Consider the following 15,348-nt stretch of genomic DNA (forward strand, 5'->3'; position numbering starts at 1 on the left):
TAAAAACCTCTCTCTGCATATGTACCTGATTTTTGATACCGAAACCACCGGTTTACCCAAACGATTTGATGCTCCCCTGGAGGACCTGGATAACTGGCCAAGGCTGGTCCAGCTTGCCTGGCAACTGCACGGCTCGAAGGGTGAGCTGCTGAGTACCGGAAATTTCATTGTAAAGCCGGAAGGGTTCACTATTCCCTTTAACGCAGAGAAGGTCCATGGCATAAGTACCGACCGTGCTATAAAAGAGGGCCACCCCCTTGAGGAGGTGCTGGCCAAGTTTGAGGTAGACCTGAAGCGTACCGACCGGGTCATCGGACATAATATTGAGTTTGACCTCAATGTTGTGGGAGCAGAGTTTCTCCGCAAGGAACTGGAGACGGTCATGCTCGGCATCACCCCTATCGATACTAAAGACGAGGCCACTGAGTTTTGTGCTATTCCCGGCGGTCGAGGGGGAAAGTTTAAGTGGCCCACCCTGACCGAATTACATCAGAAGCTTTTTGGTGAGGGCTTTGCCGATGCACACGATGCCGCCTATGACGTAGATGCGACGGCCAAGTGTTTCTTTGGCCTCATCACTAATGAGGTGATCGTGCCGCTGGGCGAAATTCCCTGTGCCGATGTCATATACGAAGCACCGAAGCTGGCCGAGGCTAATTTTGCCAAGCAAAGCAAAAGTGACGGGGGTCTCACGGTAGACAAACAGGCAGCTAAAAATATAGACGCCCCTTTTGCCCACCTGCACGTACATACCCAGTACACCATCCTGAACGCTACCTGTGAGGTAAAATCCCTCATTGCCAAAGCCAGGGAAGATAATATGCCCGCTGTAGCCATGACCGACCAGGGTAATATGATGGGGGCCTTCAAATTCGTAACCGAGGCATTAAAAGCTGGGCTTAAACCTGTGGTGGGTTGTGAGTTTTTTGTGGCAGAGGAGCGCACGAAGCTTCGGTTTACGAAAGACAATCCTGACCGCCGGTTTAACCAGGTCCTTATTGCCAAAAACCGGAAAGGCTACGAAAACCTCATTATGCTAAGCTCCATTGCCTACACAGAAGGCTTGTATGGCATCTATCCGCGTATAGACAAGGAGCTTATCGAGCAATACAAAGACAACGTAATCGCACTGACCGGCGGGCTTAGTGGCGAAATCCCCAACCTGATCCTGAATGTAGGTGAGCACCAGGCAGAGGATGCCTTCAAATACTGGCATGGGCTATTTGGCGACGATTTTTATGTAGAACTTATCCGTCATGGCCTGCCCGAAGAAGACCGGGTTAACGAGGTACTTCTTGGGTTTGCAAAAAAATACGGTGTTAAAGCCATCGCCGCTAATGACGTTTACTACCTCACCAAAGAGGATGCTAAAGCCCATGACGTCTTACTCTGTGTTAAAGACGGAGAAAAAATAACCACCCCTATCGGGCGGGGTCGTGGCAAAAGGTTTGGCTTTACCAACCAGGAATACTATTTCAAATCCCAGCAGGAAATGAAGGAGCTTTTTACAGAGCACCCCGAAGCCATAGAGAACATTACAGAAATACTGGACAAAATTGAGGAGTTTCAACTCAGCCGTGATGTTCTCCTGCCCAAATTTGATATCCCCGAGGAGTTCATCGACCCTAAAGATGATGAAGACGGCGGCAACCGGGGTGAAAATGCCTTCCTGCGCCACCTGACTTACGAGGGCGCCAAAAAGCGGTACCCCGAAATAACAGACGAAATCCGCGAACGCCTGGACTTTGAACTTTCAGTTATCGAAAACACAGGGTACCCCGGCTACTTCCTGATTGTGCAGGACTTTACCACTGAGGCCAGAAAAATGGGGGTTTCAGTAGGGCCGGGCCGGGGATCAGCCGCCGGTTCAGCGGTGGCATACTGTATAGGTATCACCAACGTGGACCCCATCGCTTACGACCTCCTGTTTGAGAGATTCCTAAATCCTGACAGGGTATCAATGCCCGATATTGATATCGACTTTGATGATGAAGGGCGTGAGAAAGTACTTCAGTACGTAGTAGATAAGTATGGATACAACCAGGTATCTCACATTATCACCTACGGCACCATGGCTGCCAAGTCCAGCATCAGGGACTGCGCCCGTGTGATGGACCTGGACCTGACGCAAGCCAATGAGCTGGCCAAACTGATTCCTGAAAAACCCGGCATCACATTAGACAAAGCTTTCCGGGAAGTAAGCCAGCTTAAAAATGAGATGCTCGGCTCCGGGCTGCGCAGTGAGGTACTAAAGCAGGCTGTAAAGCTGGAAGGTTCTATCCGAAATACAGGTATTCACGCCTGTGGGGTGATCATCACCCCCGATGACCTGCGCAAGTTTGTACCCGTGGCTGTCGCAAAGGATGCCCCGCTCGTGGTTACGCAGTTTGACAACAGCGTGGTGGAAAACGCCGGCCTGCTGAAGATGGACTTCCTTGGGCTTAAAACCCTCACTATCATCAAGACAGCCTGTAGATACGTCAAAGAGCGGCACGGAGTGGAAATCATACCTGACGATTTGCCCCTTGATGATCCTAAAACGTACGAGCTTTATCAAAAAGGGCAGACTAACGGTACCTTCCAGTTTGAGTCTGCAGGTATGCAAAAATACCTGCGCGAACTAAAGCCCGACCGCTTCGAAGACCTGATTGCCATGAACGCCCTTTACCGTCCGGGGCCGCTGGAATATATCCCTAACTTCGTGGCCCGTAAGCATGGCCGCGAGCCGGTAAACTATGACCTCCCCGAAATGGAGGAGTACCTGGGAGAAACCTACGGAATTACCGTATACCAGGAGCAGGTAATGCTTCTTTCTCAAAGTCTCGCCGGATTTACCAAAGGCCAGGCCGATGCCCTGCGTAAGGGTATGGGTAAAAAGAAGAAGGAAATTCTGGATGAGCTTCAGCCCAAGTTTTACGAGGGCGGGATGGAACGTGGCCACCCCAAGGATAAGCTCGAAAAGATATGGAAAGACTGGGAGGCTTTTGCCGCCTATGCATTTAACAAATCGCACAGTACCTGCTACTCCGTAGTAGCATACCATACTGCCTACCTTAAGGCCCATTACCCTGCCGAGTACATGGCAGCGGTGCTGACCCATAACCAAAGCAATATAGACAAGGTAACCTTCTTTATGGAAGAGTGCCGCAGCCTGGGCATAAAGGTGCTTGGCCCTGATGTAAATGAATCGGGCGTAGACTTTATGGTGAATAAACAGGGAGAGATACGCTTTGGCCTGGGGGCTATAAAAGGTACAGGTGAGGCCGCTGTTGAAAGTATTATTGAAGAAAGGAAAGAAAACGGTGCTTTCAAGGACATTTTCGACTTCGCCCAGCGCGTCGACCTCCGCTCTGTAAACCGCAAGACATTTGAAGTACTGGCGCGGTCAGGTGCATTTGATTGCCTGGGAGAATTCCATCGCCGGCAGTACCTGGAACCTGACGAAAGCGGCCAGACGCTTAGTGAAAAGGTAATTAAGTACGCTCAAAAGCTTCAGCAGGAGTCCAGTAGTGCACAGGCTTCACTATTTGGAGGCGAGTCCGGCGTGGATGTACCTAAACCCAGGGTGGCACCTATTGAGCCATTCAGCACCTTCGAGCAGCTTAATATTGAACGCGACGTCGTAGGACTGTACATCACCGGGCACCCACTTGACCAGTTTAAACTGGAGATAAACAGTTTTTGCAACAGCACCCTGGGTGACATGAAAGACCTGGAACGGCTCAGACAAAAAGGAGAGGTTACCGCTGCAGGTATTGTTACTGATGTGGCCCACAAAACCACCAAAAACGGGCGCCCTTTTGGGATCCTAAACCTTGAAGACTATAACGAGTCCCATACCTTTTACCTGTTTGGTGAAGACTACATGAAATTCAAGCCATTCCTGACAAAAGATTGGTTTCTATTTCTTCGAGGCAAGGTAGGTACTCGCTGGAAAGGAGAAGAGTTGGAGTTTAAAATAATGGAAATGGAACTCCTGGCTGAGATCAGGGAAAAGATTGCGAAAAAAATCCTTATGGAAATCACTCCCTCACTGGTTGATGGAGACTTTATAGCCGCTCTGGAAGACACCGCTACGAGGTACCCGGGAAATTGCCCGCTGCAAGTGACCATTCGTGATGAGGAGCTAGGTTACAATATCCCTTTATATAGCCGTAAGTTTTTAGTGTCACCAGACACGGCCCTGTTGAAAGTTCTGGGCGAACTATCAGAAGACAAATGTAAGATACTGACTTAGAGATACTTGAAATAATAGGGCAATTTAAACATCTACGGGCCCTTTTTAGTTTTGTAGGTGTATAAACAGATTTACGCGATATTCTGGCTAATTGACGTTCTGCTGACATTTCTAGCCATAACTTTTTACTGTATATTCGCGTACCCTTAACTAGAGTTTTTTTAAAGCGTAAAATATCATGAGTAAAGCCATTGAAATTACGGATGCTAATTTTAACGACATCATAAATACTGATAAGCCTGTACTGGTTGATTTTTGGGCAGAGTGGTGCGGTCCTTGTAAGATGATCGGTCCCCTGGTAGAAGAAATTGCCGGTGAATACGAAGGCAAAGCAGTTGTAGGTAAGGTAGATGTTGACGCAAACCACGAAATTTCTGCCAAGTATGGCATCAGAAGTATTCCTACCCTCTTGTTTTTCCGCAATGGCGAGATAGTTGACAAGCAGATAGGTGCCGTGCCTAAAAATGTACTGGCGCAAAAGCTCGATGCCCAAATGAGCGAGCAGTCATAAAATAATTACAGATACGTTTATTAAGGCCTGCCTTTCCGCAGGCCTTTTTCTTTTAGTATGCCAGAGCAACTTCGGGATGCTGCCTGTATAGGCTTTACCTAACATAATGGCCTGACAGCAGTACAACCCTTTAAAGCAAATATTTTAAACCTAAAGATATTTGCCAGCCCCTATTCATTAGAATTCATATTCCCACCCAAAAGTTGTATTTTTAAAATAAATAAAAAAGTAATCGAATCCTCCCTTCACCGGAGATAATTCGCAATTTCTAACCCGGCTCTTAACCGTTTCTAAACCGTCTTTAGACCGCCTAACGTAGGCTTGTTCTCCAGCATTCTATTTGGCTGAAAACCCCTCTTCAAACCCCTGCCCCAATAGTACATTTCCATTATCTGTATTACAACAACCTTCATCCACTTGAGATTATATATTGTATAGAAAATTCCAAGCAGGCAACTACCAGCTCCAGACATTACTAAACTGCTATGCAGGCTATGAATGCAATATGGCTAAAGGACTTTATTGTTTCCCCCGGCAAACCACCCTCCTGTTTTGAGGCTTCAATATAAATTTGGCTGTTTATGAAAGTCCCTTCTGACGTCGTGCTTTTACTGAAATAAAGCAAAAAAACCTAGTATTGATCAACTTCTGCAAGATTATTGTACAAGCATCCGTGTAGTCTCACTATCGCTAATAACTGAAAACAATACCTTCCAAAACCCCTAAAAACAACCACCGGAAAAGGACCAAAGTACTGGTAATTTCTCTCTCCCCTTAATTTTATTCTCTTCAACGGTAACTAGTGTCGGAACAGCTATTTACTTTCTTCCTTCCCCTGTGTGAGTTCTTCTTAGAGAGGTAAGGATTTACACAAGATTAGTACAATTTAACGCGAATTGATTAAGTAATTTTGGGGCTACTGCAAGGCTGGATTTATCTATCTGGTCTGATATTAGAACCTATTAAAAAATCGATTTATCAACTATCATTCAACTTTATCAAAACTCAAAAAAATGAGGTTAACCTACAAAAATCAGCTACGAACCCTTCAGGCATTCGCCATGGCAGGTGTGATCGGATTTATGACAGCATGTGGAAGCGATGATGAAGGTCCGGAAGTAATGCCTGCTCCCACTGTTTCTTCCTTTTCGCCTGACAGCGGATTAGAAGGAGAGACAATCACCATAAACGGAACCAACTTCTCAGAAACCAGCAGTGAAAACAGCGTCAACTTCTCTAGCGGCGTTGCGGCAACTGTCACATCAGCTTCATCCACCAGCCTGGAGGTAGAAGTCCCAACGGGCGCTGTTAGCGGACCTGTTTCAGTTACGGTAGACGGTCAGACAGGCACATCTACTGCTGAGTTTACCGTATTGGAAGAGACCATGGCGCTCAAACAGCAAATTGACAACAGCAGTAGCGAGGCCAAAACTACAAGTTCTTTGCCGAGCAACATCCAATATGGTTATCATTTTACTGCGCTTAAGAGTGGCGACATTACTGATATGGCAGTTGTTTACCCTACAAGTAAAGATGTAACTGTATATGTGTGGGCTGATGAAAATGAGACACTATTAGATAGTTTAACGATAACGTCTGCCACGTCTTTTAACTACGTAGAGTTAATAGACCCTATAGCCCTAGAAGAAGGTAAGAAATACAGGATTACTATGTATATAGCTTTAGGGGAAGATGCAAGCTACGTCAGTGATGTTACCTATCCATTTACAAGAGGTAGCATCGAGCTATTAAACCTTGTAGCCACAAATGGCGAAAACACAGCCCAATTTCCAAAGGTCAATGCCGGAGAAAACTACGTAGCTGGCTTTGTAGATTTTGTGTATAGAACAGAAAAATAAATCAACCTGTGGTGAAAACGTTTTTACTTAGTTTACTTGTTATAATGATAGTTACTACCTCGTCCTTTGGACGAGGTAGTATCATTGATCTACTTACAGGGTCAACGGGAAGTAACCTTGACTATAATCTAGAGCTAAACGGCAACCCAAACACTAAATTGTGTAAATCAGCCAGTTCTGGAACTTTTGATCTTGTCATCAGTGAAAAAAATGGTAAGAACGTTTGGTTTTCAAACAATGTTAGAATTGTTATTTCAGTTCCTACTGGTTATAAGATTAATAGTGCCTATGATTATAACGTCGCTAATGTAGATACAGACAATACTGACACTGATTTTGAAAAATCCAACATAGATGTTTATCACACTCCATCAGCAATATTTATTACATTCAAAAATGTAAGCAGTGATCATCAGGACAAGCTAACTATATCTGGCCTGGAAATTACAGCAGAAAGCCCTTCTGCAAGTGGTGCTATGTCTATTTTCATCGAAAAAGATTTAGACTCACAAACATTCGATAACCTTACTGAGCTTTCATTTACTACACCTGAAGCCTACATATATGCTTCTACTACTTCTGTAGATAACAGATTCGCGCCCAATGAAACTTTCAATATAGTTGTAAATGCACCTGACAAAGATAAAGCAAAACATTCTCTAGTTATTGAAGATGGAAGTAATCAGGATGTGACTTCCAACTTTACTGTAGACTTTAATAATGGTATCTACACTGTAACCTGCCCTGAAGATGCAGGCACCTACTCACTCAAGGTATCCTATGAGGACGATGGTTGTAAAGCAAGTGCAAGTCCCATTGCTTTTTCCATTGTTATTCCCTCCATATTTCATGTTGAAAGTATCAGTGGACCTGATTTAGACCCTACCTATTGCGAGGACGAGGGAACTTTCAAAGTATACTTTGACCCCGATGAAATATATAGCGGCAGCACTACCGGTACTGTTGTAGAAGTATTTGGACAGACAGTAGACCTCTTTGATATTAATGGCAATCCCTACAGTGAGCTTGGTGATGCTTACTTTAATATAAACCTCGCTGACTATCCTATAGATACGATAGCCATTTCTGCCTACCGTACCTATAGCTCCATCTCACAAGGCGATTGTGAAAACCTTTGCTTTAATTCCTATGATGATTGTAGGCGTACATGCGATATAAAGTACCCTGACATCATTATTAAAGACCCTATACTCTACCCTACGGACCCTTTTTATCAGCCGCTTGGCAGCCCTAAGACCTTCGGTAGCAGCAATCAAAGTGGCAAAGTAGCCCCGCAATTTTCAACTACCATTCCATTACCAAAAGCGGTAACTGACCAGGCGTATGCCACATATTACAACCCGGATAGGGATGTATGTTACAATGATTGTGAACAGGAACTAAACTACTGTATCACAACCTGTAGCAGCAGCACAGCAGAAAAGCAAACACCTCCCAGGAAAGCCAGCTTTACCATAGTGGCTAAACCTGCGGTGTCAGTATCCTTTGCCCCTGAATATTGTGACGAAAGCTCAAATATAAACCTGGGCGAACTGGTTAGCCCTAATGATGGCTATGGCACAATCACTATCCTCAGCGACACCACCGACATTACCAGTACTGCTATCAACAGTGCCCAGCAATTTGTACCCTCAGCACTAAATCCCGGTACTTACTCTGTCGTATTAGAGTATGATAACGGAGTATGTATTGAAACGGCGAATGACAGCTTTACAGTCACTTCGTCTCCTGACTTTGGCCTGTCTGTCGTTAATTCCACAGATACTACCTCACTTGCAGGATTTGCAGTCTGCGAATCTGAAGCCGCACTGACTATCATGGAAAATGACGGGAGTGGTAACCTTATTGCTGCAGATATCAGTAACATGATCATCACTTACGCTGCAGATACAGTCAACCCCGCGAATATACTGGTAGAAACAAACGGACAAGTTACCCTTGACCCCACACAACTGGATCCTGGCTTTACCTATTCTGTAGGTTACACCAAGGCATCCGGAAGCTGCTCTGCCTCAAGGTCATTTCCGATTACTATTAACCCTAACCCCACCCCTTTCTTTACAGGGCTTAGAACAGAATACTGTGAGGCAGATCCTTCAAAAATAGAGCTCAAGCTCAATCCTGAACCGAAAACCAACACTGTGGATCTACAGATATTTAACCTTTCCGGGGATGATGTCACCAGCACCTATGCTGCCATTACCCAGGACACAGTCGGTGATTATTACTTTGAGCCCCGGTTATTACCGGCAGATACGTACATAGTAAGATACTCGTTTACTAATGGCAATACAGGGTGTACCGGTATCTTTGAATCAGATGAGGTAACTATTTTCCCTTCACCCGACAGCACGTACACGGTAGAAAATTTCTGCCTGGGACAGACAACACTATTTACTGCTACTGAACCCGAAGCAGCAGACAGTTCCACTACATATGTATGGGAGTTTGGTGACGGTACGGTACAGCGCGGTCGTACCGTATCGAAAAAATTTGCCGTGGCAGGGTTCCAAACTGTTACCTTTACTATCACCAACGCCGGTGGCTGCTCATTTACCACTAAAAAGAATGTAGCTATTTATCCACTGCCTGTGATGGATTACACCTCATACGGGTACTGCGAAAATAACCCTACCACCTTTGATGCTACGGTAGCCGCCAATGCTGATGCAGCAGATACCAGCTATTCGATAGACCGCTACATATGGGACTATGGTGATGGCGTAACAGATACACTGGATGCCTCTACCCCTATAGCCGAGCACGTCTATACCAGTACAGGCAAAAAGGTAGTCACCCTCACCATCGAAACAGCCAAAGGATGCGGTGACCAACTTACCCGTGAGATATTCATTTTCCCGGTAATTTCAGCCGAGCTATACAGGGAACAGTTTGAAGCCGGCTACTCACCTGAAGCCAATGGCTGGCTTAACAGCCACATCCTTGATAGCTTAGGACTAAGCAGTTGGAGACTTGAGCAGATAGATTCTGTAGGGATGGCATGGACGACCCGTGATAATAGCGGCACATACTTTAATAACGAAAAGAGCTACCTCGAAAGCGCCTGTATCGATATGAGCGTGTATGACGACCCCCAGATGAACCTATACTACGAGTGCGATACGGATAATGGAAATGACGGTGCCGTAGTGCTCTATAGTACAGATGGCGGCATAGACTGGGTAGTACTGGGAGACGGCCCTGATGGCGTGGGCTGGTACAATACTGATAACCTGCTCGGACAGCCCGGCGAAGAGTTTAATGCTTCCAGAAAAGGCTGGTCCGGCTCAGATACCGGCTGGACAGTAGGTAAATACCCTCTTGCTGAAGTTTCCGCGGCGGCTGCTTCCGGAAATGGACTGGTACGTTTCCGGTTGGCATTTGGTAGTAACACAGATAACCCGATCGATGCTATATTTGGCGGCTTTTCGCTGGATGAGGTCAGGGTGTTTAATAAGAACAAACTGGTGCTGCTGGAGCATTTCACCAACCTGACAGATGCAGGTGCCAAAGCTGAACGTGAGGCACTAATGACCTACGACGAAAGCAGGGATGACGTAGTTAAGATACAGTACCACATCCCTGATCCCGTGGAAGATGAAGTATACCTCTCACATAACCCTCAGGTTCATGGTGTGCCTTGGCTGACTTATGGGATATCCGGACCCGGCGTAACAGTTGTGGAAGGCAGGTACAATTCCCCGGTTAATTTCACCGACGGATGGGGGCCTACTGCCACCACATTCCACTCCCTTGAATCCACACCTTTCGAACTGGCAACCACTTACACCGGTGGGCGTAATGGAGATCCACTCCAGATATCAGTAGATGTGATATACAATGGCACCATAATAAACAGCGATACAGCTATTAATCAGCGATTATCTCTAAAAACAGCCGTCGTGATGGAGACCATGACTGAAAGTGGCGAAACCATGCGTAAGGTGTTTTATGACTTCGTATCTCCTGCCACCGGCGTATATATAGACGGGCCTTGGGAGCCAGGGATAGACCGTACCGATAATGTCACTATGGAATGGGCCCCTCCTCATACAGCCGAGGCCTCCACGTTTAGCCTGGTGTCCTGGCTGCAATTTACTGACATACAGTACTATGATGAATATAATCATCCGATAAGGCCTGTGCTGCAATCGGCATACCTGCCTGTGGCTCAGCCCGTAGATGCCACCCGGGTGACCGGGATAGCCGATGATATGGCTAGTGAGGAAATAGGCCTTTACCCTAATCCGGCAAGAGACGTAGTCGCTCTTACCTTCCCCTACCCTACCATACAGCCATATGAAGTATCACTGATTGACATGACGGGTAAAACTCACGGCCATTACGTCGTACCTGGAGGAAGCCGCGCCTATGAATTACAAATCAGCCAACTACCCAGAGGGCTGTACCTTGTGAGGATCTATGATAATAAGGGGCAGCAAGTGGTAAAAAAGCTACTGCTACGATAATAAAGAAGGACCCGATAACATGAAAAAGCACCTTTTATCCATCGGAATAGCAGGCATACTGAGCCTCGGGGCTTGCACAGATAGTGTGGAGGTGGCCGAACCGGAGCGGTTTATCAGATACTACGGTTCCGCCTATGATGATGAAGGCTATGCCGTAGCCAGCCTGCCAGGCGAAGGGTACCTGCTAGCGGGAAACAGCCAGGCAGCCAGTCCGGAGGGAACCCGTTTTACCCGCATGTATGCCGCCCGTACCGATCTCAATGGCAGGGTTCTATGGGAAAGGACATATGGAGGTAACAGCGCCTTTACTAATGCAAGCCATGTGCTGGCAGATGATGAAGGCGGCGCTATCCTATACGGTACCGTCACATCCCATGAAGGCGACATGGACGTTCTGCTCTTGCGTACAGATGCGGCAGGTAGCGTGATGGACTCAATTACTTATGGGATACCGGGGCAAGATGACATTGCTGCCACCATATTGAAAACCCAAAGCGGATTTATACTGGGAAATACTATTGGGGAGAACGGTAAAGTCACTGACGTGGCCCTGCGTGAAATAGATGCGGCAGGAAGTACTTTGTGGACTGAAAACTATGGCAATATCGGCCCCCTGCGCAGTATTAGTTCAGTAGTTCAGACAGCATCAGGATACGCCTGGGCAGGCACTGTCGCCCGCGGTTCGGATAACGAAATTGTGCTTGTGGCTACAGACAGCCAAGGCGCTATCTTAAGTCAGCAGAACATTCTCCCAGAGGGAGCTTCATCTATTCGCTCTGCCGGCATGCAACGAACGGGTGGTCAGTACCTGCTTGCCGGTAATGTACATACCGGATCCGGTAAAAGAATAGCTATAATGAACATACGGCTTACGGGAAATACCTTTGCTGTAGAGCAGACAAAAATCATCTCTGGCAACTCAGACCAGGAAATAAACTGGGCTGAACCCAGTGGCAACGGAGGCTTGCTACTAGGCGGATACTATGACAACGGCCTTTCTCTTGAAGATTGGATGCTAATAAAAACAGACCGGGAGGGAAACGAGTTGTGGCGAAAATCCTATGGCAGTGGAACGGGCCCTGATGAGATTCATCATATTACCAGAACGCCCCTTGGAGATATATTGCTCCTTGGCACAGTACACTTTGCAAACAACTCCATAATTGCATTATACAAAACTGACAATCAAGGAAATATACTTGATTCAACCCCTCAGTAATTCATTTGTAGTATATAGTTTCGACACACTGGGAGAGCCCTTTACCGGCTCTCCTTTATTTCTACTACCAGGCTAGCCCCTGTGGCATATCACTTTATACGGGCAGTGCCGGCATTTGTCTTCATCAGGGGTTTGATCAAATGGCTGAGCCACATCATATATTTCACTCAGCAGCCCCCCCAACCTTTCCAGATACTCAGTCCGGTAAGGCGAAACATCCAACACAGGGTGTTTGTCCATGACAAACGTCATACTGAAATCCCTGCCAAAGAGCTCTTTAACATTATAAAGTCCTGGCATTACCGCACTGCTTTTTTTCCCTGCCTGGGTCTGGTATAGAAATCCGTATAAAAAAGTCTGCATGGCCGCCTTATTCCGTTTAGGGTCTTCCCTGTCGAAGAGGCTCTCTATGCTCGCCACTTTTTTGTCATCCTTACCCGTTTTGTAGTCTATCACCCTTACGTGGCCATCTTTACTGTCTACCCGGTCAATTATTCCTCCCAGTACGACCGTACTTTCATTCACAGGCACCTCCAGAGTATAACCCTGCTTCTCAAGGCCTAATATTTCAAATGGGGCATCCTGGCGATCCTTATCCAAAACCTTGCCTGCCATTTTCATAATTATCTCCCTGGCTATTACATTCCGTCCTTCAAACCTGAATGCTTTTTCCTCAGCCTTATTCGTGCCTCCGTAATGATTTTTGAATGCTTTCTCAACGGCAGCAGGAAGCCTTTCCCTCAGGACAGGAAAATCAGAAGGCTCCAGCAGCGGCTCTTTTTTTCGTTCGATAAACTCTTCATAAAGAAACTCCATGGCCTCATGCAGAATGTTTCCGAAGATACGCTGGTCCACCTCCTCTTCTACTTCATCTGCCTCCTTTAAGCCTGCAACATACCTGAAATAAAATCGCAGACGGCAGTCCAGATATGCGTTGATGGCACTTGCTGTCATGGGTCTTTCAGGCATGACTCCATCTATTTTAAACCACTTATCCATCTTACTCATAATGGAGTCAGTCTTATCTACACTGATTGACACCGGCTGCCGCCCCCTAACAGCATTGCTGACCACTGTGTGGCTAAAAGTCCACTCCTCAGGGCGCTCATAAATAAGTTGATAGAGAAAGCGGCTCATCCCCCCGCTATTGCGGGTGCTTACCGTGGCATTATAAAGCAAAGTGACTTTTTGAGCCCTGCGTAGAAGGTTATAAAACACATTAGCACTTACTGCGTCAGTATGCTCCGGCGTGGAAAGACCGAATGCACGCCTTAGTGCGTATGGTACGTAACTACTGCCTGAAGATATAGGAGGAAACACCCCCTCATTCATATTAAGCATGATGACATGGTCAAAATCCAGATTCCTGGTTTCCAGCATCCCCATAATCTGTAACCCATTCAAGGGTTCGCCGCTAAATGGCACCCTGAGAAAACGGGCCAGGTTTCTGTACAGCCTGAGAAAAGTTTCCAGTCCGATCTCAAGAGAGTTCTTCGCCAGCGTATCTCCCAGCCGCTTCAGGTGACTCTCAAAAGCAAACACATATTCCAGCTCCAGGTCTGCACGGCCGGTTGGCTGCAGATCCGCCAATCGATACATACGAATATCCTTCAGCACCGCCAGGAGATAAGGTATGACTCCCCCAGCTGCTGGTAGAGGTGCAAATAGCCGGCATAACTGATCCGGCCACTTACTATCTGTCAGCTCTGTGGCCGGTATAGAAAGTCGATTGCGGTTTTCAATATCATCCAGAATTTCATCAGATGCCCCAGGCATCCTGTAGTAGATCAGCGGATGCCTAAGTATGGCAATAACGTGTCGGTACTGGTAAGCATAGTTTTGCTCGACACCCTCGTGCTCTGTCTCGTTCTTATCAGCTTTAGCTCGCCGTGAAGCAAACTCCTGCATTTCCACCAGTTGTTCCAGCAGGCTATAAAGACTCGTTTCACGAAGCGGATAACCCATGGTTACATTCACCGCCAGCGCATCCTGTTCTTCCTTTCTTGACTGTGGCAGCGAGTGAAGTACCGGGAAGAGCATAGCCTCATCGGCCAGTACCACTACCGTTTTTTCAGGGTTTTTCAGCTTTCCTGCCTTTTGCAGATCCAGTAGCAACTCCCCTGCCTTTTTAGCCTGCCCTGTCTCGTGCGGCACTCCTATTAAGTTCACCTCCTTTGGTTGGCTACGCATATCAGTCAGGCTCTGATCTTTGAAAGTCGATTCAAAAACGCGGTGGTTGCGGTATCGTCGTAAAAACATACCCGCTTCCTGGCGGGAATCATGCAGGTAGCTATCATCAGCATCCCACTGAACGGAGGCATGTTTCTCTTTCAGATAATAGGAAATAATAAGCTCCTCAGACCGGGTTAGCGCATTTAGCCCTGCAAAGACAACCTTTCTTTTAGCATCTGCCGATTGCGAAATATTGTTGGCCACCTCCCGGTATATCATGCCGGGATAGCCAAGCCCCTGCTGACTCAGTACCTGACGGAAACGGTCGTATACCTTTTCAAGATTCTCCCATAGACGAAGAAAATTCTTTTTCTCAGAGCTGAGTTCGCCGCTAAAGGAACGCCAGAAATTACGCACCAACTGTCTTTGGTCCTCCGTGAGGTAGGCAAAGACAGTATCAATTCGTTTCAATTCGACCATGTTGCGAAACAAGCTGTTTGCCTCTACCATATAGCGGTCAATCTCATCAAAGTCTCCAAGAAGCATTTCACCCCATCCGTAAAACTTATCAAAACCCTCATCATAGGCGAGTATATCTTTATAGGCTTGGTAAAGGGTAAATACCAGTGTAATCCGGTCAGCTTCCAGGAGAGGGCTATGCATCATAATAAACTCCTCGATGCTATATACTTCAGGGCTCCAAATCGGGCTCTTGATAAGAGCAGACAGGTACTTTCTAAAGAAATAACCTGCTCTTCTATTAGGAAACACCACGGTTACCTGACCTATTTGCTTACCATGTTCATTGAATAACTTTTCAGCCAATTGCTGAAGGAAGGGCTTATTCATATCAGTTAGGT

The 15,348-nt window shown here is 46.6% G+C and carries 6 protein-coding genes; 5 read left to right on the forward strand and 1 reads right to left on the reverse strand.

The genetic code is table 11. The annotated features are described in order from the left end of the window. The first annotated feature begins 19 nt into the window (after positions 1–19). The 5 genes from dnaE to AB9P05_RS02640 all read left to right on the forward strand — a co-directional run bounded on the left by dnaE (position 20) and on the right by AB9P05_RS02640 (position 12,316). A complete protein-coding gene (gene dnaE, locus AB9P05_RS02620) occupies positions 20–4,237 on the forward strand; it encodes a DNA polymerase III subunit alpha (RefSeq protein ID WP_371907257.1) in 4,218 nt (1,405 codons plus the stop codon). A gap of 178 nt (positions 4,238–4,415) precedes the next feature. After that, complete coding sequence (gene trxA, locus AB9P05_RS02625; protein ID WP_371907258.1) at positions 4,416–4,748, forward strand: thioredoxin; 333 nt, start codon at positions 4,416–4,418, stop codon at positions 4,746–4,748. A gap of 1,013 nt (positions 4,749–5,761) precedes the next feature. Then, positions 5,762–6,607 (forward strand): IPT/TIG domain-containing protein, encoded by an 846-nt coding sequence (locus AB9P05_RS02630; RefSeq protein ID WP_371907259.1) that lies wholly within the window; start codon positions 5,762–5,764, stop codon positions 6,605–6,607. Between the two features lie 44 nt (positions 6,608–6,651). Then, positions 6,652–11,097: a PKD domain-containing protein gene (locus AB9P05_RS02635; protein WP_371907260.1), complete on the forward strand. Its 4,446-nt coding sequence runs from the start codon at positions 6,652–6,654 to the stop codon at positions 11,095–11,097. Positions 11,098–11,116: 19 nt separating this feature from the next. Continuing rightward, positions 11,117–12,316 (forward strand): hypothetical protein, encoded by a 1,200-nt coding sequence (locus tag AB9P05_RS02640; protein WP_371907261.1) that lies wholly within the window; start codon positions 11,117–11,119, stop codon positions 12,314–12,316. A gap of 72 nt (positions 12,317–12,388) precedes the next feature. On the opposite strand, the gene AB9P05_RS02645 is transcribed toward AB9P05_RS02640, so the two are convergent. Next, entirely contained in the window at positions 12,389–15,337 is a 2,949-nt protein-coding gene (locus AB9P05_RS02645) for a PD-(D/E)XK nuclease family protein (protein ID WP_371907262.1), read from the reverse strand. Between the last annotated feature and the right edge of the window lie 11 nt (positions 15,338–15,348).

The organism is Roseivirga sp. BDSF3-8 (assembly GCF_041449215.1).
GTDB lineage: Bacteria > Bacteroidota > Bacteroidia > Cytophagales > Cyclobacteriaceae > JBGNFV01.